Annotated in this window: 13 protein-coding genes; 5 read left to right on the top strand and 8 right to left on the bottom strand. The window is 68.4% G+C overall.

Annotation, left to right across the window (positions count from 1 at the left end; all coding sequences use genetic code 11):
* Together F4Y45_14635 and F4Y45_14630 are read right to left on the bottom strand one after the other, a co-directional pair.
* The gene (locus F4Y45_14635) at positions 1–1,356 is read right to left on the bottom strand and encodes a DUF1552 domain-containing protein (GenBank protein MXY25740.1); all 1,356 of its coding nucleotides are present in this window, start codon (positions 1,354–1,356) and stop codon (positions 1–3) included.
* Positions 1,353–3,812: a DUF1592 domain-containing protein gene (locus F4Y45_14630; GenBank protein ID MXY25739.1), complete on the bottom strand. Its 2,460-nt coding sequence runs from the start codon at positions 3,810–3,812 to the stop codon at positions 1,353–1,355. The genes F4Y45_14635 and F4Y45_14630 overlap by 4 nt, the downstream gene beginning before the upstream one ends.
* On the opposite strand from F4Y45_14630, the gene F4Y45_14625 reads away from it, so the two are divergent.
* Both F4Y45_14625 and F4Y45_14620 read left to right on the top strand, forming a co-directional pair.
* Positions 3,525–4,886: a cyclase family protein gene (locus F4Y45_14625; GenBank protein MXY25738.1), complete on the top strand. Its 1,362-nt coding sequence runs from the start codon at positions 3,525–3,527 to the stop codon at positions 4,884–4,886. The genes F4Y45_14630 and F4Y45_14625 overlap by 288 nt on opposite strands.
* Positions 4,887–4,962: 76 nt before the next feature.
* Complete coding sequence (locus F4Y45_14620; GenBank protein MXY25737.1) at positions 4,963–6,567, top strand: tannase/feruloyl esterase family alpha/beta hydrolase; 1,605 nt, start codon at positions 4,963–4,965, stop codon at positions 6,565–6,567.
* On the opposite strand, the gene F4Y45_14615 is transcribed toward F4Y45_14620, so the two are convergent.
* From F4Y45_14615 to F4Y45_14590, 6 genes are all read right to left on the bottom strand, one after another.
* Positions 6,568–8,082 (bottom strand): hypothetical protein, encoded by a 1,515-nt coding sequence (locus F4Y45_14615; GenBank protein MXY25736.1) that lies wholly within the window; start codon positions 8,080–8,082, stop codon positions 6,568–6,570.
* A gap of 35 nt (positions 8,083–8,117) precedes the next feature.
* A complete protein-coding gene (locus F4Y45_14610) occupies positions 8,118–9,470 on the bottom strand; it encodes a DUF1552 domain-containing protein (protein ID MXY25735.1) in 1,353 nt (450 codons plus the stop codon).
* Positions 9,467–11,872, bottom strand: coding sequence for a DUF1592 domain-containing protein (locus F4Y45_14605; protein MXY25734.1), 2,406 nt, complete (start codon positions 11,870–11,872; stop codon positions 9,467–9,469). The genes F4Y45_14610 and F4Y45_14605 overlap by 4 nt, the downstream gene beginning before the upstream one ends.
* A 46-nt stretch (positions 11,873–11,918) precedes the next feature.
* Positions 11,919–13,502, bottom strand: coding sequence for an MFS transporter (locus F4Y45_14600; protein ID MXY25733.1), 1,584 nt, complete (start codon positions 13,500–13,502; stop codon positions 11,919–11,921).
* Positions 13,503–13,674: 172 nt separating this feature from the next.
* A complete protein-coding gene (locus F4Y45_14595) occupies positions 13,675–14,385 on the bottom strand; it encodes a DUF2911 domain-containing protein (protein ID MXY25732.1) in 711 nt (236 codons plus the stop codon).
* 19 nt (positions 14,386–14,404) lie between these two features.
* Positions 14,405–16,045 carry a fumarate hydratase gene (locus F4Y45_14590; GenBank protein MXY25731.1) on the bottom strand — a complete coding sequence of 547 codons (1,641 nt, stop codon included), beginning with the start codon at positions 16,043–16,045 and terminating at the stop codon, positions 14,405–14,407.
* Between the two features lie 14 nt (positions 16,046–16,059).
* On the opposite strand from F4Y45_14590, the gene F4Y45_14585 reads away from it, so the two are divergent.
* The 3 genes from F4Y45_14585 (at position 16,060) to F4Y45_14575 (ending at position 22,484) form a co-directional block, all read left to right on the top strand.
* On the top strand, positions 16,060–17,295 hold the full coding sequence (locus F4Y45_14585; protein ID MXY25730.1) for a M48 family metallopeptidase: 1,236 nt from the start codon (positions 16,060–16,062) through the stop codon (positions 17,293–17,295).
* Positions 17,296–17,384: 89 nt separating this feature from the next.
* Positions 17,385–21,038: a DUF1553 domain-containing protein gene (locus tag F4Y45_14580; GenBank protein ID MXY25729.1), complete on the top strand. Its 3,654-nt coding sequence runs from the start codon at positions 17,385–17,387 to the stop codon at positions 21,036–21,038.
* Between the two features lie 3 nt (positions 21,039–21,041).
* Complete coding sequence (locus F4Y45_14575) at positions 21,042–22,484, top strand: DUF1501 domain-containing protein (protein MXY25728.1); 1,443 nt, start codon at positions 21,042–21,044, stop codon at positions 22,482–22,484.
* Positions 22,485–22,505 lie beyond the last annotated feature (21 nt).

The following is a 22,505-nucleotide window of genomic DNA, read 5'->3' as shown; positions in this document are numbered from 1 at the left end:
TCAGACGTTCGCGAGCGTTTCCATCGGCAGGCGGCCGGTACTGTCGCCCAGCTCGTCGACCGGGACGCCCGCCTTGTCGAGAACGCTGACCAGCAGATTGGTCATCGGGGTCTCGCCCTCGTACTTCAGGTGGCGGCCTCCCTTCAGCGCGCCCGCTCCGCCCCCTGCCAGGATCAGCGGCAGATCCATGTGCGAGTGCTGATCGCCGTCGCTGATGCCGCCGCCGTAGAGGATCATCGCCTGATCGAGCAGCGTGCCGTCACCATCCGGCGTCGCCGCCAGCTTTTCGAGGAAGCCGGCCAGCAGGCTTACCTCGTAGGTGTTGATCATGGCGTATTTCTCGAGCCGCTCGGCATCCATTTGGTGATGCGACATCGCGTGATGCGGGTCGGGCACGCCGATCTCGGGGAAGCTCTGCGCGGTCTGCTCCCGGCCGATCAGGAACGTGAAGACCCGCGTGATATCGGCCTGGAAGGCGAGCGCCTGCAGGTCGAACATCAGTTTCGCATGCTCGTCGAACGACTCCGGGATCCCCACCGGTCGCTCCAGTACGTCCGGTAACGCAGCGTCGCTCTGCGCCTCCGCCCGCGAGATGCGGCGCTCGATCTCGCGCACCGCCTCGAGGTACTGCGTGACCCGCGACCGGTCGGCGGCGCCGAGGCTCCGGTCGAGCCGCACCATGTCCTCGCGCACCGCATCGAGGATGCTCCGGTCGTCCTGCAGGCGGGCGACCCGCTGCTCTTCGGTCCCGCCCTCGCCGAACAGGCGCTCGAAGACGACGCGCGGGTTGTGCTCCATCGGGAGCGGCGTCGTGGGCGTCCGCCAGGAGAAGGTGTTCGTGTAGACGCAGGAGTACCCGTTGTCGCAGTTTCCTACGACGTAGCTGTTCTCGAGCGCCAGTTCCAGCGACGGCAGCGGCGTCTCCTGGCCGAGCGTGGCGGCGGCAATCTGGTCCGCCGTCGTGCCCGCGCGGACGTCCGCGCCCTCGGTCCGCTTCGGGTGAACGCCGTTCAGCCAGACCGCGCTGGCCCGCGAGTGTTCGCCGTTCCCGTCGCCCCACGCCTCCGCCTGCCGATGGTCCAGGCCGGTCGGGATGACGACGTGGTCGCGCACGTTGGCGAGCGGCTGCAGACTGCGCGACAGCTCGAGCGCACCGCTGTCGCCAGGCGGCGTCCACTCCGCCATGTTGGCGCCGTTCGGAATGTAGATGAAGCCGAGGCGCGGCGACGCCTTCGCGGCCGTCCGCGCCAGCGCGGTGCCGGCCGGCACCATCGCGTCGAGCAGCGGCAGCGCCAGCGTCGCGCCCACCCCGCGCAGGAAAGTCCGGCGGGGCAAGGACATCTTCGTGATGATCATGACGGCGTTCTCCTCATCTGGAACGGCGCGCTCCGAACGATCCCCTTGATGAGGGTCGACAGCCGGTAGTCGTCAGCCGCGGCTTCCCGGACAATCGCCCGCACCGTGGGGGCGTCATAGTACTCCACCCCACGCCCCAGGGCGTAGGTCAGCAGCTTCTCGGTAACGGTCGTAACGAAGCGGTCGGGGTGACGCAGCAGCGCCGCCTTCAACTCGCCGGGCCCATCGAACGTGGAGCCATCGGGCAGCTCCCCGGAGGCATCGATCACATGCTTCGTCTCGCTCCGGTCCCGCCAGCGGCCGACGGCATCGAAGTTCTCCAGCGACAGGCCTACCGGATCCATCAGGCGGTGGCAGCTTGCGCAGACCGGGTTGGCGCGATGCTGGGCCATCGCCTCGCGCATCGAAAGGGCCTCTCCCCCCTCCGCCGTCTCCAGTTCCGGCACGTTCGGGGGCGGCGGAGGCGGCGGGGTTCCGAGAATGTTCTCGAGCACCCACTTGCCGCGATTCACCGGGGACGTGCGGTTGGCGTACGACGTAACGGTCAGGATGCTGCCGTGACCCAGCAGGCCGCCGCGAGCCGGCTCGTCAAGCGTGACGCGACGGAAATGGCTGCCACGGACTCCCGGCAGGCCGTAGTGGCGGGCAAGCCGCTCGTTGACGAACGTATAGTCGGCCGCGAGCAGGTCGAGGACGCTCCGGTTCTCGCGCAGCACGCTGTCGAAGAGCAGTTCTGTCTCGCGGCGGAAGGCCAGACGCAGCCCCTCCCCGAAGTCTGGAAAGACATCCTCGTCCGGCTGCACCGCGGCGGCGTTTCGAAGCGTCAGCCACTGCCCGGCGAAATTGCTCGTGAGCGCGTCTGAGCGCGGATCGGCCAGCATCCGCTCCACCTGCGCCTCGAACGTGGCAGGGTCGCTCAGCTCGTCCTGCTCGGCAAGCTCCAGAAGCTCGTCGTCCGGGATGCTGCTCCAGAGGAAGAACGACAGGCGCGATGCCAGCTCGAGGTCGCCGACCCGGTAGATGCTGGCCGCCCCGGCGTCCTCCGGATCCCGCTCGACGCGGAAGAGGAATTCCGGACTGACGAGCAGCCGGCGAAGCGCCATCTCGATCCCGGCGTCGAAGCTGCCGCCGGCGCGGCCACGTTCGTAGAAGTCAAACAGGCGATCCACGTCCTCACCGTCGACCGGCCGGCGGAACGCGCGCCGCGCGAGAGTCGAGAGGATCTCCCGCGCACAGGCGGCCTCCTCGCCAGCGGCCGCTCCCGCCGCCGGCCGGCACGTGAAGAGCCGCTCACGGCTCGGTGTCTCGTCGACCGGCCGCGCGCCGCTGGACTCGTAAGGTCCCGCGATCGTCACGCTCTCCACATAAGGCTGGTAGCGGGAATCACCGCCGGAGCCTTCGCCGGTGAACGGCCGGAGGTACAGCTTGCGAATCCCCTCCGGCTCGGCCGACGTCTTGCGGAGGAACGCCACGCCGACTTCATGGGGTCCGGCGGTGACCGGGACCCGCACCTCCAGCGTTTCGATCTCCGGCACGTAGAGGCCGCGCGGGTCGTTCTCGTCGGGCGCCTTGCCGACAGTGAGCAACTCGATCCGCTCGCCGTCGATGGTGATCTCCAGATCGTGCGGCTCGATCCGCAGCGGACCGTCCGGCAGCACCTGGATGACGTACTCGGCGTCCTCCGGGAAGTTGTACTCGACCGCAATTCCGCCCCGCGTACCGAACGGGAGGCCCTCCATCCGAACGTCCTGCCCCAGATCGGACGCGATCCGGAAGGTCTCGGCGGTGGGGGACGGCACGGGCGAGGCCACGGCGAGGCGGCTGACCTTGCGCGCTGCGGAGAGGTAACGATCCATCAGCGTCGGCGAGACGCCCAGCACGCCGGCGATGTTGTCGAAGCCGTAGCTGGTGTCGTCCGCCGGCAGCAGTTCGTCGACGCTCACGTCGAGCGCGAGCAGGTCACGGATGGCGTTGCGGTACTCCGTGCGGCTGAGCCGGTGGAACGTCTCGGTACGGCCCGGGTTCGGATCGGCGGCTGCCGCCGTGTCCAGTTCGCCCTCAAGCCAGGCGCGGAAGGCGCCGTAGGTCGCATCGTCCGGGCGCGGACGCGGACGGGGCGGCATCGCCCCGGCGCGGAGCTTACGCACGACCTTCTCCCACTGCTCCGGATGCGCTGCCACGTCCGCCGCGTCGAGGGATTCGAGCGAGAAGCCGCCAGTCTCCAGGCGGTCGTTGTGGCACGTGGCGCAGTAGCGGTCGAGGAGCGCCTGCTGATCGAGCTCGACCGGGGCGCCGGGCGCACCGGAGGCCTGCGGGGCGGACGTAGCCGGCGCGGCCACCGTCAGAAAGACGGCGACGCCGCCTGCCACCGCCGCGAATGCGAGTCGCGCGCTTCTCGGCATCTGAGGCCCCGGGACGAGGACCGCGCGCGGCAGCGCACAAACTTCGTCCCACATGGAAAACACGCCATTCTGAATCGAAGCGCGGAGGCGTGTCAATCGGCGTCGGAGTGCGGTAGCATGAGCCGGAATCACGCTTCAGGGGAGATGTCCATGGCTCCGACCAGACGGCGGTTCCTGTCGACGGTGAGCGCGGCGGCGGCCGGTGCGGGAATGGCGCGGAGCGCCCGGGCGGCCGAAGCGTTGCAGTCCGACCCACGAATGCCCAGCCAGGCGGAAATGGAAGCGGTCTACGCGGACCGCCGCAACTGGGGCCGCTGGGGCGATGACGACCAGAAGGGCGCCGTCAACCTGGTGACGGCGGAGAAGAGCGCCGCCGCGGCCCGGCTGGTCCGGAACGGTCGGCGTGTCTCGATGAGCCGGGTCTTCGAGCCGGAGCAGCACTTCATCCGGAAGAGCCCGCGTCCGAGCGGGGCCGGCGCCTGCGTCGACTACCTGGGATTCATCTACCACGGCCAGACCGTCACCCATATCGACGCGCTCTGCCACATGTGGGACGTCGATGGGATGTGGGGCGGCCGCGACCCCGACGAAGGCGTGACGACCCAGGGGGCGCAGTGGGGCGCGGTTGACGCCTGGAAGGACGGCATCGTCACGAAGGGCGTCCTGCTCGACGTGCCGCGCCACCGGGGCGAGCCCTACGTCGAGCCCGACCGTCCGGTGCACGGATGGGAACTCGAGGAGATCGCCGAGTCGGAGGGAGTGAGCGTCGAGCCGGGAGATGCGCTGCTCGTCTATAGCGGCAAGGACGCGTTCGTCAGGGCCGGCGGGGAGTACGCCGGCGGGGACCGCCCGGGACTGAGCGCCACCTGCGCGAAGTTCATCCGGGACCATGACGTCGCCCTGCTCGGCTGGGACATGATGGACGCGCGGCCCGACCCCTACAACCTGGCGTTCCCGATGCACGGCGTGCTCTTCAACTTCGGCGTCGCCCTGCTCGACAACGCGCTGCTCGAACCGCTCGCCGGCGCGTGCGCCGAGGAGAACCGTTACGAGTTCATGTTCATGGGCCTGCCCCTCAACATCGCACGCGGCACGGGCAGCCCCACGAATCCAATCGCCATGTTCTAGTAGTCCGGAAGCACAAGCGGCCGGCCCGGCGACGCGCCCGGCTGCGCCGCAGGATCAATAGACGAGGAGAAGACCGATGAAGCGCACGTTCACCGCCGCCCTGATCGCCGCTGTGGCCGCCAGCGTTGGCGCCGGCATCGACGACGCCGCCCGCGGGACCGCCGTCGCGGCCGCCGAGCCGGCTCACTTCGGCGCCGCCGCCCCGGCCGCGGCGCAGTCCGCCGCCTGCGCGGACCTGATGTCGCTCTCGCTGCCGAACACGGAGATCACCGGCGCGGAAGGAGTGGCGGCGGGCGCGTTCACGCCCCCCGGCGGCGGCGGGCGCGGCGCGGAGATGTACGCCGCGCTGCCCGCCTTCTGCCGCGTCCTGGCGACGCTGACGCCATCCGCCGATTCCGACATCAAGGTGGAGATCTGGCTGCCCGCGGACGCGAACGACTGGAACGGCAAGTATCAGGCGGTCGGGAACGGCGCGTTCACCGGGTCCATCCGCCACAACTCGCTGGCCCAGGCGCTCGCACGCGGCTATGCGGGCAGTTCGACGGACACCGGCCACGAGGGGAACACCGCCAGCTTCGGTCTCGGCCACCCCGAAAAGGTGATCGACTTCGGCTGGCGCGCCGTGCACGAGATGACCGTCGTCTCGAAGGCGGCGATCGAGGCCTACTACGACGAGGCGCCCCGCTACTCGTACTGGGTGGGCTGCTCGGCCGGCGGGCGCCAGGCGATGAAGGCGGCCCAGCGCTTCCCGGACGACTTCGACGGAATCATCGCCGGCGCGCCGGGCAACGCCTGGACCGACCGCGCCGCGGCGTCGCTCCGCGTGGCGAAGCCGCTCGCGGCCGACCCGGCGATGCAGTTGCCGGAAGCGACGCGCCAGCTCGTCCACAACGCGGTCCTGGAGGCGTGCGACGCCGGCGACGGCGTAACCGACGGCGTGGTGGGCGATCCCGAGCGCTGCGACTTCGATCCGGCGGCGCTCGCGTGCCAGGGCTCGGACCGCGAAGGATGCCTGACGCAACCGCAGCTGAACGCGGTGCGGATGATCTACTCGTCCCCCGAGAATCCGGCGACCGGACGGCCGATCACGGGGCTGCTGCCTGGCAGCGAGCTCGGCTGGACCGACCTGGGGTGGACCAACTCGGCCCGCTCGACCGGTCTGGAGCAGTTCCGCTATCTGACGTTCGCCGACCCCGAGTGGACGATCGATCAGTTCAACTTCGAGACCGACATCGTCCGCGCCGAAGAGGTGGACGACGACACCCTGAACGCGCTCGACCCCAACCTGCGGCCCTTCTTCGACCGGGGGGGCAAGCTGATTGCCTACCACGGCTGGAGCGACCCGCAGATCTCGCCGGCGAACGCGACGCAGTACTACAGCCGCGTCCTCGACACCCTCGGCGGGCGCGACGCCGTCCACGACAACTACCGCCTCTTCATGGCCCCCGGCATGGGCCACTGCGCCGGCGGCAACGGGCCGAGCCGCTTCGACATGCTCGCCGCGCTGGAAGCGTGGGTGGAAGAGGGAAACGCTCCCAACTCCGTCCTCGCCGAGCGGCAGCGTGACGGCCGGGTCGACCGCACCCGGCCGCTGTGCCCGTATCCGGAGCAGGCGGTGTACGACGGCAGCGGCAGCACGGACGACGCCGCCAACTTCAGTTGCCGGATGCCGTCTGAGTAGTCAGCGGTCGTCGCGCGGCTCGGTAGCGTCCGGATCGCCAAGGGTCCAGTCGATCGTGTTGTCGGCGCCGACGGCAGTCGTGGGGTCGGCGCCCAGCTCCAGCAACAGCGCTTCCATCTCGGGCCAGCGCTTGCCGGTGTTGGAATAGAACACGCCCTTCGCGATGCGGAATGGCGTCCAGCCCTTTTCGTTGGCCGCCTCGATGTCCGCACCCTGGTCCAGCAGGAACCGGACGAGCGGTTCGGACCCGCGGATGATGGCGCCGTGCAGGGCGGTGTCGCCGTTGTCGTCCACGGTGGTGACGTCACCCCCCAGCTCCAGGGCGTACCGGACCGCCTCCAGCGCCTCCGCGTTGGTGCCGGGGCTCTCGCCGACGGCCCAGATGCCGACGCCGGCCGCGACCATCAGCGGCGTGGTGCCGTCCTCGTTCGGAATCAGCGGGTCGGCGCCCAGGTCGACGAGCAGGCGCATCATTTCCACGTCGGCGCCCTTTGCGGCCAGCAGAAACGGCGTGGATCCGATCCGGTTCAGGACGTTGCGGTAGCGGTTGTTCGGCTCCTTCGTCATCCGGGCGTTCAGGTCGGCGCCGTGCTCGACCAGCTCCCGGGCGAATGCCAGGTCGCTCATCGTACCGGTGACGATGGGCGGCGGGTTGTTGAAACCGAGATTGGGCCGCCGCGTCCACTTGATCTCGTGCAGCGCTGTCCAGCCATTGTCGTCGGCGTTCGGATTGGCGCCCGCGTCGAGCAGCACGGCGCCCAACTCGTAGTGGCCGTTCTTCGTCGCGAGGACGACGGCGCTGGTGCCGTCGAGCAACGTTTCGTCCGGGTTCGCACCGGCGTCGAGCAAGCGTCGCGTCATCTCGAGGTGGCCCGCGCGCACGGCAAACAGCAGTGGACTAAACCCGAGGCTCCCGGTGGAACGCTCGTGCACGTCAGCGCCCGCCGCGAGCAGCGCCGCCGCCACTTCGAGACGGTTTTCAGTGGACGCCCACATCAGCGCGGTCTGGCCCCGCCACGACTCGGCGCGGTTCGGATCGGCGCCCCGCTCCAGCAGAAGCCGCACCGCATCGGTCCGGCCGGTGCGGGCAACCGTCATCAGCAGGGTCTCGCCTTCCGGGGTCGCCCAGTCCGGATCGGCGCCCGCATCGAGCAGCACGGTGAGGAAGGCGACGCTGGCGTTCTCGGCGGCGAGTGCGATGGACGTCGCGCCGAACCGGGTCACGGCATCGACGTGCGCGCCCGCCTCGATCAGCGCGCGGCCGATCTCGACCTCATCGTCGAACGTAGCCCAATGGAGCGCCGTCGCGCCGTCGGCGTCGGCCGCATTGACATCGACATCGCTGGCGATCAGCGCCCGCACCTGCTCCTGATCGCCCGCCCGCACCGCTTCGATCAACGGCAGATCGGCCGGCGCCGCCACCGCGACTCGAACGCCAGCGGCGAACCCGACCGCCAGCCAAGCGACAGCGAGCACCGCGGTCGCCCTGCGCCGCAAGTTCCCGTTTGACCGCATAGTCACTCAGAACCGAGTCCGGCGCGCCCTCACTTCTAGACGTCGGTGAGCGCCGTCAGGCGGCCGGTGCTGTCACCCAACTGCTCGGCCGGCAGGCCCGCCTTGGCAAGCATGCTGATGAGCAGGTTGGTCATCGGCGTGTCCTTCGGATACTCGAGGTGGCGGCCGCCCCGCATGTCCGCCGCCTTCCCGCCTACGGTCAGGACCGGCAGGTCGTAGTGCAGGTGGTCGTTGCTGTCGCCCAGGCCGGCGCCATAGAGCACGATCGACTTGTCGAGCAGCGACCCCTCGCCGTCGGGCGCCTCCGCGAGGCTTCCCAGGAAGTGCGTGAACAGCTCGACGTGGTGCCGGTTGATCTTCGTCAGCTTCGCCAGCTTTTCCGGATCGTTGCGGTGGTGCGAGAGCCCGTGGTGAGGATCCGGCACGCCGATCTGCGGATAGGTCCGGCCGCCCAGTTCGCGCCCCACCATGAACGTGAAGACGCGCGTGATGTCCGCCTGGTAGGAGAGCGAGATCAGGTCGAACATCAGCTTGACGTGTTCCTCGTACGAGTCGGGAATCCCTGCGGGGCGCTCCAGTTCGTCGGGCAGCGCCGTATCGGCTCCCTGCGCTTCCGACAACTGGATGCGGCGCTCCACGGCGCGCACCGCGTCGAGGTACTGATCCAGGCGGTGGCGGTCGCTGTTGCCGAGGCTCCGCTCGAGATGCGTCAGGTCGTCGGTCACCGAATCGAGGATGCTCCGGTCCGTGCGCAACTCGGCGAGCCGCTCCTCGCGGGTGCCGCCATCGCCGAAGAGCCGCTCGAAGACGACGCGCGGGTTGTTCTCCATCGGCAGCGGCGTCGTCGCGGTGCGCCACGCCACCGTGTTCATATAGACGCACGAGTAGCCGTTCTCGCAATTGCCAACGAGAAAGTCGAGGTCGATCGCCAGCTCCAGCGACGGTAGCGGCGTGTCGCGTCCGATCTCGGCCGCCGCCACCTGATCCGCCGTGATCCCGGCCCGCACGTCGGCTCCCTCCGTCTGCTTCGGGTGGACGCCGTTCAGCCAGACCGAGCTGGCCCGGGAGTGCTCGCCGTTGCCGTCCCCGAGCGGCTCCGCCTGCCCATGAGCAAGCCGGCTGTAGACGATCGTCTGATCGCGGAACGGTGCGAGCGGACCGAGCGACGGCGAGAGCGCCAGCTCCGTGCCGTTGCTCTCCGGCGTCCAGGTCTGCATCACCGCGCCGTTCGGCAGGTAGATGAAGCCGAGTCGCTTGACCGGCGCCGCCGCGGTCTTCGAAAGCGCCGTCAGCGCCGGCGACATCGCGTCGAGCAGGGGCAGCGCCACCGCGGCGCCGACGCCGCGGAGAAACGTCCGGCGTGGCAGGGCGAGCTTGGTGATGATCATGATGCGGATCTCCTCATCTGGAAGGGCACGCTTCGGACGATGCCCAGGACGATCGACGAGAACGTCGTGCCGTCACGCGCGGCGGCGCGGGTGATCGTGCGGACGGCGGGTGCGTCGTAGTGCTCGACGCCGCGGCCGAGCGCGTAGGTCATCAGTTTCTCGGTCAGCGTGGTGACCACCAGGTCAGGTCGCTTGAGCAGCGCGTCGCGCAGGCCGGCGGCGCCCTCGAACCCGGTGCCGTCCGGCAGCATGCCGGAGGCGTCGATCGGCAGGTTGGCCTCGTTGCGCGTCCGGTGCTTGCCGACCGCGTCGAACTCCTCGAGAGCGAAGCCCGGCGGATCCATCAGGCGGTGGCAACTCGCGCAGACCGGGCTGGCGCGATGCTGTTCCATCGCCTCGCGCATCGACAACGCGCGCCCTTCGCTGGTCGTCTCCTCGAGGGAAGGCACGTCCGGCGGCGGAAGCGGCGGCGGCGTGCCCAGCAGGTTCTCCAGCACCCACTTGCCGCGCAGGACCGGCGAGGTTCGCGTCGGATAGGCGGTCGCCGCGAGGATGCTGCCGTGTCCCAGCAGGCCGCGCCGCGTCGCATCGGGCAGCGTCACGCGCCGGAAGTGGCTCCCGGATACCCCCGGAATGCCGTAATGGCGCGCAAGCCGCTCGTTGACGAACGTATAGTCCGCGGTCAGCAGCTCCAGGACGTTCCGGTCCTCGCGCACGATGCTCTCGAAGAAGAGCTCCGTCTCGCGGCGCATCGCCTGCCGCAAACCTTCGCCGAACTCCGGGTACCGGTTCTCGTCGGGCACCAGGGCCGGGATGTTGCGCAAGTAGAGCCACTGCCCGGCGAAGTTCTCGACCAGTGCGCGCGACCGCTCGTCGTCGAGCATCCGGCGGACCTGCGCCTCCAGCACGTCCGGATCGCTCAGCCGTCCCTCTACCGCCGCGTCGAGCAGCTCGTCGTCCGGAATGCTGCTCCAGAGGAAGAACGAGAGACGTGACGCGAGCTCCAGGTCGCCCAGCCGATAGTTCTCGCCCGGGCCGACGTCCTCCGGATCGCGGACGACCCGGAACAGGAACTCGGGGCTGACGAGGAGGCGGCGGACCGCCAGTTCGACGCCGCGTTCGAAGTTGCCGTCCGCCGCGCCGTCCTCGTAGAACCCGAGCAGGATGTCCAGATCTCGGTCGGTCACCGGGCGCCGGTAACCCCGCCGGGCCAGCGTCGACAGGATCTCGCGGGCGCAGGCTCGCGCCTCCGTCGCGTCCGCGTCGTTTGCCGGCAGGCAGGTGAATACGCGCGCGCGGCTCGGCGTGTCCACGGCGGGCGGCGCGCCGCTCCCCTCGAACGGTCCCGTGATGACAACGCTCTCGAGGTACGGCTGATAGCGGGTGTCGCCGCCCGTGGTATTGGTGTACGGCCGTAGGTACGGCTGCCGGAGCGTTTCGGGATAGGCGGATGTCTTCTTCCGGAACGCGACGCGCAGCGTCCGGGGGCCGGCCCGCACCGGAAGGCGTATCACCCAGTCCTCGTCAATCCGTCCCTGGGCGAGTCGCCACTCGCGATACTCATCGCTCCGCCGATCCTCCGGCGCCGTCTCGCCGCCGACGATGAAGGTTTCGAGATGCTCCCCGTCCAGGCTGACGTCCAGCTCATGCGCTTCCACGAAAGTCTTGATGTTGTCCGCCGTGTCGCGGCTCAGCCGGACGCGGATGGTGTACTCCGCGTCGGCCGGGAAGGCGAACGGGATCGCCATTCCGCCGCGGGTGCCGAACGGCAGGCCATCGATTCGGTCGTCCTGCGGATAGTCGGCCGCGAGCCGGTAGGTCATCGCGGTCGGCGTGACGTCCGGATTGCCGATTGCCAGGCGGCTCACCTTCTTGGCCGCGGACAGATAGCGTTCGAGCAGGGTCGGCGAGACGCCCAGGACGCCAGCGATGTTGTCGAAGCCGTAGCTGCCGTCGTCGGCCGGGAGCAGCTCCGCGACATCGACGTCCAGCGCGAGCAGGTCGCGGATGACGTTGCGGTACTCGGCGCGGTTCAGCCGGTGGAACGTCTCCGTCCGCCCCGGATCGGGACTGGTTGCAGCCGCCGCATCGAGCTCCGATTCGATCCACCCGATGAAGCGCGCGTAGGTAGCCTCGTCGGGCCGCGGGCGCGGGGCCGGCGGCATGGCGCCCGCGCGCAGCTTCCGCGCCACCTTCTCCCAAAGCGCGGGGTCCGTCGCGACGTTGGCCACGTCCGCGGTGTCGAGTTGCAGCTCGGCGGTGCGAAGCCGCTCGTTGTGGCAGGTGACGCAGTAGCGATCGAGCAGCGCCCGATGGTCGAGCTCCTGCGCTTCGGCCGGTACGGCGGACGCCAACGCAAGCGCCGCAACCGAGACTCGCAGAATCCCCCCGGTCAGTCCCATTATCGGGCCCCCCGGCCCGCCTTCCTGGGCTAAACGCCAGCGCTGCTCAGGTCTGGCGATTCTCCCTGATCCGGGGTGATCCTGCAACCTCTGACGGCGCCGCCCGCGGAGCGCCGATGGTCTCGCGGAGCGGGATCTCGTCAAGGAGGAAACCGAAGATGACACAGAGAACGGTGAGAGGGACGGCAGACAAGAAGATCGTCTGAATCGAAGCCTCCACGGCGGCGGCGACGCCGGTCGCGACTTCGGGGGCCAGCGCCCGGATGGCGGTCGGGCTCTGGAGCAGCCGAGTCACCTCGCCCCCTACCTCCGCAACCGTGGCGGCGGGGAGACGGGCGGGCAGCTCGGTGGCGAGCCGGACGTTCAAAATCGAGCCGAAGACCGCAACGCCGAACGAGCCCCCCAACAGGCGAAAAAACTGTGTCGACGAAGTGGCGACGCCCAGGTCGCGGTGGTCCACGCCATTCTGCACCGCGAGCAATGACGTCTGCAGGATCATGCCGAAACCAAGACCGGCCAGGAGCATCGTCCCCGAAATGACAAGCGGCGACGTGCCGCCCTGCATGACGCTCAGCAACGCCATGCCGACTACGGTGCAGATGCCGCCGGCGATCGGATAGATACGGTAGCGGCCCGTGGCCGTGATGAGACGTCCCGAGCCAGCCGATCCGGCCACGATGCCGGCGGTCAGCGGCAGCAGAAGCAGGCCGGAGTTGGTGGCGGAGACCCCCGTTACCACCTGGAGGAAGAGCGGCAGGAAGACCACCGTCCCGAAGAACGCGCTGCCGGTCGCCAGACCAAGGGCCGCGCAGACCGAGAAGATGCGGATCCGGAACAGCCGAAGTGGCAGCAACGGTTCCTCCGCGGCGGCCTCCCAGCGGACGAACGCCGCGAGCAACGCCGCCCCGGCGGCCGCGGATGCGAGGAACGGGACCGTGCGCCACGCCGCTGGTCCACCGCGTTCGACCTGAAGGAGCGCGAGAAGGACGAGACTGACGCCGCACATCAACAGCACGGCGCCACCGATGTCGAGCTTCGCTGGGCGATGTACGGGCGGCAGCTTCAACACCACCGCAACCACCGCGAGCACCACCGCACCGATCGGCAGGTTGACCAGGAAGACCCACCGCCACGAGACGTTGTCCACGATGAAACCGCCCACCAGAGGCCCGACGACGCTCGCCACCGCCCAGACGGAACCCATGTAGCCGATGTAGCGCCCACGCTGCCGGGCGGGGACGACATCGCCGATGATGGCGAACGCCGACGTGGCCAGACCGCCCGCGCCGACACCCTGCACGCCACGTGCGATCACGAGTTCCATCATCCCGGGCGCCAGACCCGCCATCAGCGATCCGAGCAGGAAGATCGCGACCGCCGCCTGGTAGACGATCCGCCGGCCGTACAGGTCGCCCAGCTTGCCGAAGAGCGGAGGCGTGACGGTGCCGGAGAGAAGGTAGGCGGTAACGACCCAGGAGTAGTAGTCGAGGCCGCCCAGCTCGCCGACGATGGTCGGGAGCGCGGTCGCCACGATCATCTGATCGAGCGCCGACAGAAACATCCCGGCCATCAGGCCGACGTAGATGATGAGGACCTGGCGGTGCGTGAAGGCGGTGGGGGCGGTACTCATCGTGTAAGCCGGCCGGGACCGGGCGCGCGCCTGTACAGACGCTGCCCGTCATCCGGCGCAGCGACAGATGCGCGCACCTGTGCTGCCAGCCGAGGCCGGTGCGCGGTGGACGGTAGCCGAGGAGCCCGTACGCGGCGCACCCCGCCAGCGCGGGGCGCGCCGTCGCAAGCGACTAGTTGGCGAGCTGAATCGGGACGGTCGCCAACTGGTTGTCCCAGAGGACGTACATCGCGCCGCCCTGCTGCGTCATGTCGACGAAACCGACCTGCAACTGGTCCATGGAGTACTCGACCGTCTCCACCGACATCGTCGTCCGCATGACGTCCTTGCTGTCGTCGTAACCGTAGGCGCCCCAGAGCGCGTTGGGGTTGTCCTCGCGGAACTGCTGCTTGACGCCCCAGGTGGTGAAGATGAGCGTCCACGCTGTGGGATTCCCGAGGTCGGCGAACATCGTGTACTCGCCCGCCGCGAGACGCTGACCGCCGATCAGCAGGTCCGCCTCGGTCGTGAACGTGGTCGTCTGGTCCGCCCCGACCCGCCAGAGCGGGGCCCCGGCGTAGATCCCCTGGGCGTACTCGGCGCCCTCGCCGAAGATGCCCTGCCGGCCGCGGAGAATCGGGCGACCATAGTGGATGTCGATCCAGTTCCCGCCTTCGTAGCGACCCTCGTCGTTGTAGGAGCCTCCGAGTTGTGTGGCCGTATGCCCCCGCGTACTGGCTGGCCGGTTCTGCGCCTCGACGAGGCTTGCCATCATCCCTGCCGCCACGACCGTCGCGACGACGCCGAAGATCTTCGCTGCCCGCATTGCTCTTTTCCCTCCGAGAGTTGGACCCATGCCCCGTGTTACCAGTTGCCGAACCCGAGAACGGTCTGCCCGACCCATCAGTCTGGATCGAACGTCGCTACTTGATCAACGTCGCCGGCTTCGTCGCCAGCAGTTCCGTGAAGAAGTCGTTCCCCTTGTCATCTGTGACGATGAAGGCGGGGAAATCGTTGACCTCAATCGACCAGATGGCCTCCATCCCCAGCTCCGGGTACTCGAGCACCTCCACCTTCCGGATGCTGTGGTCGGCGAGCCGGGCCGCCGGACCACCGATGGAGCCCAGGTAAAAGCCGCCGTGACGCCTGCACGCCTCGGCCACCTGGGGTGACCGGTTCCCCTTGGCGAGCATCACCATGCTGCCGCCGTGCGACTGGAACAGGTCGACGTAGGCGTCCATTCTGCCCGCCGTGGTAGGGCCGAACGAACCGGACGGACGCCCGTCCGGCTTCTTCGCCGGGCCGGCGTAGTAGACCATGTGGTCGCGCATGTAGGCGGGCAGCTCCTCGCCCGCGTCGAGCCGTTCCTTCAACTTCGCGTGCGCGATGTCGCGCGCCACCACCATCGGTCCGCTCAGCGACAGGCGCGTAGCCACGGGGTACCTGGTCAGCTCGCCCAGAATGTCCGGCATCGGCCGGTTCAGGTCGATCCGGACGACGTCGCCCGGCAGTTCCTCGTCGGTCACCTCCGGGAGGTACTTCGCCGGATTCTCCTCGAGCTGCTCGAGGAAAACGCCCTCCCGCGTGATCTTCGCGAGCGCCTGCCGGTCGGCCGAGCATGAAACCCCAAGGCCGACCGGACACGACGCGCCGTGGCGCGGCAGACGGATCACACGGACGTCGTGGGCGAAGTACTTCCCGCCGAACTGCGCGCCGACCCCGATCTGGCGCGCAAGCTCGAAGATCTGCTGCTCCAGGGCGACGTCGCGGAAGGCGCGGCCGTACTCGTTGCCGGCGGTTGGGAGCCGGTCGAGGTATTTGGTCGTCGCCAACTTCAGCGTCTTGAGCGTGAACTCCGCCGAGGTCCCGCCGATCACCAGTGCCAGGTGGTACGGCGGGCAGGCCGCGGTGCCGATCGTCTTCAGCTTCGCCTCGACGAAGGCCAGGAGCGACGTCGGGTTCAGCAGCGCCTTCGTCTCCTGGTAGAGGAAGCTCTTGTTGGCGGATCCGCCCCCCTTGGCGATGAACAGCAGCTCGTACTCGTCGCCCGGTTCCGCGTAGATTTCGATCTGCGCCGGCAGGTTCGACCCTGTGTTCGTCTCCGTGTACATGTCGAGCGGCGCCATCTGCGAATACCGCAGGTTCCGCTCGTTGTAGGCGTCGTAGACCCCGCGCGAGAGGGCGACGGCGTCGTCGCCGAAGGTGAGCACCTGCTCCCCCTTGTGCCCCATGACGATCGCCGTTCCGGTGTCCTGACAGCCGGGCAGGACGCGGCCGGCCGCGATGTTGGCGTTGCGCAGCAATTCGAGGGCAACGAACTTGTCGTTCGCCGACGCCTCCGGGTCGTCGATGATCGAGCGGAGCTGGGCGAGGTGCGCCGGCCGAAGCAGGTGGGCGACGTCGTCGAACGCCTGCCGCGCGACGTTCCGTAGCACGTCCGCTTCCACCGTCAGCATCTCGCGGCCGTTCATCGAGACGGTGGAAACACCCTCCGCGCCGAGGTGCCGGTACGGCGTTTCGTCCGGTCCGAACTCGAAGATCGGCTGATAATGGAAGTGGGCCATCCCGAAGATCTTAGATGAACACGTTCGCCGTCATCATCCTGGTCGCCCTGATTGGCGAGTACCTGCTCCGCCTGGCCAGCGGCATTCTTAACGCGCGCGCCTTCTCGCCGACCCTGCCGGCCGAGTTCACCGGCGTGTTCGACGACGACAAATACGCGCAGGCGCAGCGTTACACGACGACGCGGACCCGCTTCGGCCTGATCCGGGGCGCGTTCGATCTCGCCGTGGTGCTGCTCTTCTGGTTCGCGGGCGGCTTCGAATGGCTCGACCAGACGATCCGCGGGCTGGACCACGGACCGATCATCACGGGGCTTCTCTACATCGGCGGACTCGGCCTGGCGTCTACGCTGCTGGGCCTGCCGTTCCGCATCTACTCCACGTTCGGCATCGAAGCCAGCTATGGGTTCAACCGCACGACCGCGAAGACGTTCGTGTCCGATCTCCTCAAGGGCGGGCTGCTAGCCGTCGTGCTGGGCGGCGCGCTGCTGGCCATCGTTCTCGCGTTCTTCGAGTGGGCGGGATCGCTTGCCTGGCTCTGGTGCTGGATCGCCGCCACCCTGTTCATGCTGGCCGTCCAATTCATCGCGCCGACCTGGATCATGCCGCTGTTCAACAAGTTCACGCTCCTCGAAACGGGCGACCTGCACGACGCCATTCTGCAGTACGCACGGTCGGCCCGTTTTCCCCTCCGCGGCATCTTCGTCGTCGACGGATCGCGCCGTTCATCCAAGGCGAACGCCTTCTTTACCGGCTTCGGCCGGCACAAGCGGATCGGCCTGTTCGACACCCTCATCGAACAGCACACGGTGCCGGAGCTGGTCGCGGTGGTCGCCCACGAGGTCGGCCATTACAAGAAGCGGCACATCTGGCAGGGCATGGCGCTGTCGATAGCCCATCTCGGAGCGATGCTCTGGATCCTCTCCTTCTTCCTGCAGCAGGACGGACTGTTCTCCGCCTTCTACGTGAGCGAGCCGTCCGTCTACGCCGGACTCCTCTTCTTCGGCCTGCTCTTCACGCCGGTCGAACTGGTCCTGTCGGTGCTCGTCAACCTCTTCTCCCGCCGCAACGAGTTCGAAGCCGACCGGTTCGCGGCCGAGACCACCGGCAGCGGGGAACCGCTCATCAGCGCTCTCAAGAAGCTGTCCGCCGACAACCTCACCAATCTGACACCGCACCCGCTCGCTGTCTTCCTGGGCTATTCACATCCGCCGGTGTTGCAGCGGATCGCCGCGCTGCGGCGGACGAGCTGAGGAGGCACGGCCCCAGCGGCACCGGAGGCCTATGCCGCGACCGCGCAACAAAACCAAGTTGCGGAAATCCGGCCGCAGTCCTACTATGCATGGTTGGAGGTGTGTCCATGGGGCAGGCACCGTTCCGCGTCGTGATTCCGCTCGCCGCACTCGCGATCGGGTTCGGCGGTTACTTCTCAGGTCCTCCCGCCACCGCGTCGGCACAGCAGCCGGCGGAACCGCTCGAGTTCAACCGTGACATCCGGCCGATTCTCAACGAGTCGTGCCTGATCTGCCACGGCCCGAACGAGACCACGCGGCAGGCCGACCTGCGGTTCGATACCGACGACTTCATCGGAACCGTCGTCGTGACGGGCGATGCGGAGGCAAGCCCGCTGTACCAGCGGCTGACCACCGAGGATCGCATCGGGCGGATGCCCCCCGTCTCGTCGGGCCAGTCACTGACCGACGAGCAGATCGACGCGGTGCGCCGATGGATTGACGGAGGTGCGGAATGGGGGGCGGAACTGGCCGACGCCGACGCGCTACCGATGCCCGAACGGGTGGTCGACTTCGCCCGCGAGGTGCGGCCCATTCTTTCCCAGAACTGCTTTACCTGCCACGGCCCGGATGAGGGCACCCGCCAGCGCGGCCTGCGCCTCGACGTGGCGGAGGGGCCGTTCGCGGAACGTGGCACGTTCGGCGGCGCGGTCGTCATTCCCGGCAACGCGGACGACAGCCTGCTGATCCACCGGGTCACGGCCACCGAAGACCGGGTGCGGATGCCCTACCGCCTCGGCCTGAACACGCCGGTCATGCCGGGCACGGCGGAGGACGCCCTGAGCCCTGGTGAGATCGAGACCCTTCGGCTCTGGATCGATCAGGGAGCCGAATGGCAGTCGCACTGGGCATTCGTCCCACCCGAACGCCCGTCGGTTCCGCCGGTCGCCGACCCCGAGTGGGGACGCAACCCGATCGACAGTTTCGTTTTGTCCAGCCTGGAAGCCCAGGGGCTGGGCCCCGCGCCGGAAGCCGATAGGACGACTCTGCTCCGGCGGGTGACGCTCGACCTGACCGGCCTGCCGCCGTCGGCAGGTGATGTCGCCGCTTTCCTCAACGACGACTCGCCGGACGCCTACGAGAACGCTGTCGACCGGCTGCTCGGCTCCACCGCCTTCGGCGAGCGCATGGCGGTCGAGTGGCTCGACGGGGCACGGTACGCAGACTCCAGCGGCTACCAGACGGACGCGCCGCGTTCCATGTGGCGCTACCGGGACTGGGTGATCGACGCCTACAACAGCAATATGCCGTTCGACCAGTTCACCATCGAGCAGCTCGCGGGCGACATGCTCCCGAGCGCGACGCTGGACCAGCGCATCGCCACCGCTTTCAACCGGAACCACAGCCAGAACGGAGAAGGAGGCATCGTTCCCGAGGAGTTCCTCGTGGAGAACGTGGTTGATCGCGTGTCGACCACCGGGACGGTCTGGATGGGCCTCACGCTCGGCTGCGCCCGCTGCCACGACCACAAGTTCGACCCGCTCTCGCAACGGGAGTTCTATGAGCTCTTCGCTTTCTTCAACAACGTGCCGGAGCGTGGCAAGGCGTTCAAGTACGGCAACTCGCCCCCGATGATTACCGCGCCGACCGACGAGCAGTTCGCGGAGCTGGCCGAGCTGGACGAGGAGCTCGCCGCGGCGCGGGAGGCGCTTGCGACCCTCGAGACCGAGGCAGGCGACGCGCAGCGGGAGTGGGAAGCCTCCCTGGCGGCCGCCGGGGATGTCGACTGGGTACTCCGCGACAAGCTGCTCGTCCACCATCCCCTCGACGGTGACATCGCGGGGGTCTATACCTCGGAGCCGGTCTTCCTTTCGCCCAACGTGACCTCCGATGTGCGGGGCGAGCAGGAGCCGGAGCTCGCCGAACTCCCCGTCAACGTCAAGCTGGTGGACGGCCAGCCCCTTTTCGTGCCCGGCCGGATTGGTGAAGCGGTCAGCTTCGACGGCCAGCGCTTCATCGACGCGGGCGACATCGCCAACTTCACCTACAACGACCCGTTCAGCGTAGCCGCCTGGATTCATCCCACCGCCGGTGACGGCGTGATCGTGTCGCGGGCGCTCGCCGGCGACCAGGGAGAGCGGGGCTGGGGACTGTACCTCGCCGACGGCAAGTTGCAGGTGAACCTGTCCGAACGCTGGCAGGACGACGGAGTACGGGTGGAAACGCAGGACGTGCTGCCTCTCGACGAATGGCTCCACGTGCTGATGACCTACGACGGGAAACGCGTCCCCGCGAGCTTCCGGGTCTACGTCAACGGGGAGTCGGTGGAACTCACGCCGCAGGTCGACGGCATTAACAACCCGATGCGGACGCGCGAGCCGCTGCGCATCGGAGCGAGCGGACCTCCGCCGGAGGATTCCGGCGGTACGGATAGCGCGCCGCGTTTCCAGGGCCTCATTGACGACGTCCGGGTTTATACGCAGGCACTGACGCCCGAGCAGGCGGCGGTCGTCGCGACCGCAGACTCGCTGACCGAGATCGCGAACCTCCCGGCGGCCGACCGCACGGCCGGACAGGCGGAGAAGCTCCGTCTCGCCTTCCTCGACCAGTACGCGTCGGAAAAGATCCAGGAAGCCTGGCGTGCCGCCGGGGATCTGGAGCGCAAGCGGGCGGAGCTGTGGGACAACATCCAGACCGTCATGGTGATGGAGGAAATGGACCCGCCGCGCGATACGTTCCTGCTGGTCCGCGGCGCCTACGACGTGCCGGGCGAGCAGGTGAGCCCGGGCGTTCCTGCGGTGCTGCCGCCACTTCCCGAGGGCGGGGAGAACAACCGGCTGGCGTTCGCCCGCTGGCTCGTCGAGCCCGACCATCCGCTCACCGCGCGGGTCACCGTGAACCGCTTCTGGCAGATGCTGTTCGGAACCGGCATCGTCAAGACGGCCGAGAACTTCGGGCTGCAGGGCGAGTACCCCAGCCATCCCGACCTGCTCGACTGGCTGGCGACCAGCTTCATCGACTCCGGCTGGGACGTGAAGTCGATCCTGCGGGAGATCGTCATCAGCGCCACCTACCGTCAGGCGTCCGCGGTGACGCCGGAGCAGCTCGAGTCCGACCCGGAGAACCGCATGCTGGCCCGCGGACCACGCCTGCGGTTGCCGGCGCAGATGATCCGCGACCAGGCTCTGACCGTCGCCGGGCTGCTCGTGGACCAGGTCGGCGGACCGTCCGTCAAGCCGTACCAGCCGGAAGGTCTGTGGGATCAGGCGAGCCAGCGCTACGACCAGTCCGAGGGGAACGACCTCTACCGACGCAGTCTCTATACCTACTGGAAGCGGACACTGGCGCCGCCCTCGATGCTCACCTTCGACTCGTCGACCCGCGAGACCTGCATCGTGCGCACCGATCGGACGAACACGCCGCTCCAGGCCCTGAACCTGATGAACGACGTCACCTACGTCGAGGCGGCGCGGCGAGTGGCCGAGCGCATGATGACCGAGGGGGGCGCGACACCGGAAGAACGCGTGGCGTTCGCCTATCGCCTGACTACGGCCCACCGGCCGCGGCCCGAGGCGCACGACGTGCTGTCGAGCGCCTTTCACGACTATCTGGAACGCTACCAGGCCGACCGGGCGGCGGCGCTCGGACTCGTCAGCGTGGGCGAGTCGCCGCGTGACGAAACACTGGACATCGCGGAACTTGCCTCCTACACGATGGTCGCCAGCATGATCCTGAACCTCGATCGCACCATCACGAAGGACTGAAAGATGAAGCCGCAAACTCAACTGCAGCAGTTGCTCACGCGCCGGCGGTTTCTTGAACTCTCGGGCACCGGAATCGGTGCAGCCGCCCTGGCGACGCTCTTCAACGACGACCTGCTGGCCCAGGCGCCACCGTCCATCGGTGGGTTGCCCGGACTGCCCCACTTCGCTCCAAAGGCGAAGCGGATCATCTACCTGTTCCAGGGTGGCGCGCCATCACAGCATGACCTGTGGGACCACAAGCCGCAGATCGCCGACCTGCGCGGGACCGAATTGCCCGAGTCAATCCGGGAAGGGCACCGCCTGACCGGGATGACGGTCAACCAGGCCAGCTTTCCCGTCGTCCCATCCACCTTCCAGTTCGAGCAGCACGGCGAGTCGGGCTCGTGGGTCAGCGAGTTGATGCCCCACACCGCCAAGATCGTCGACGAGCTCTGCTTCATCCGGACGATGCACACCGAGGCGATCAACCACGATCCCGGCGTCACCTTCTTCCAGACCGGAGCCCAACTGGCGGGCCGGCCCAGCGTCGGGGCCTGGCTCTCCTACGGACTCGGCAGCATGAACCGCGATCTGCCGACCTTTGTCGCCATGGTCACCAACCGCGGCGGCAACCCGATCTATGACCGGTTGTGGGGCAGCGGATTTCTGCCCTCCGAGTATCAGGGCGTCAAGTTCCTCTCGACCGGCGACCCGGTCCTCTACCTGTCGAATCCGCCCGGCGTCAGCCGGGACGCCCGGCGGCGGTTCCTCGACGACCTCGGAAAGCTCAACGAGATCGACCATGCGGCGGCCGGCGACCCGCAGACGACCGCCCGAATCGCCCAGTACGAGATGGCCTACCGGATGCAGGCCTCGGTGCCGGACCTGACCGACTTGTCGGACGAGCCGGACAGCGTATTCGAGCGCTATGGGCCCGATTCCCGAACGCCCGGGACGTTCGCGGCCAACTGTCTGCTCGCCCGGCGGCTGGCGGAGCGCGACGTGCGGTTCATCCAGGTCTTCCACCGCGGTTGGGACATGCACACCGGGCTGCCCAAGCGAATCCAGGTGCAGGCCAAGGACGTCGACCAGCCGCAGGCAGCGCTGGTCATGGAATTGAAGGAGCGCGGCCTGCTGGAAGACACCCTCGTCATCTGGGGAGGCGAGTTCGGCCGCACCATCTTCTGCCAGGGCCGGCTGACCGAGGAGACCTACGGCCGCGACCATCACCCGCGTGCCTTCACCATCTGGATGGCGGGAGGCGGGGTCAAGCCGGGCATCAGCTACGGAGAGACGGACGACTTCGGGTTCAACATCGTGAAGGATCCGGTGCACGTCCACGACCTGCACGCCACCATGCTGCACCTGCTGGGCATCGACCACACCCGGCTGACGTACCAATACCAGGGGCGCGATTTCCGGTTGACGGACGTCCACGGCGATCTCGTCAACGGCATCCTGGCGTAACGGCTCCACGTAGCGGCCGCT

The sequence above is a fragment of the Acidobacteriota bacterium genome (assembly GCA_009838525.1).
Lineage (GTDB): Bacteria > Acidobacteriota > Vicinamibacteria > Vicinamibacterales > UBA8438 > VXRJ01.
This window is presented reverse-complemented; position numbering and strand designations above follow the sequence as displayed.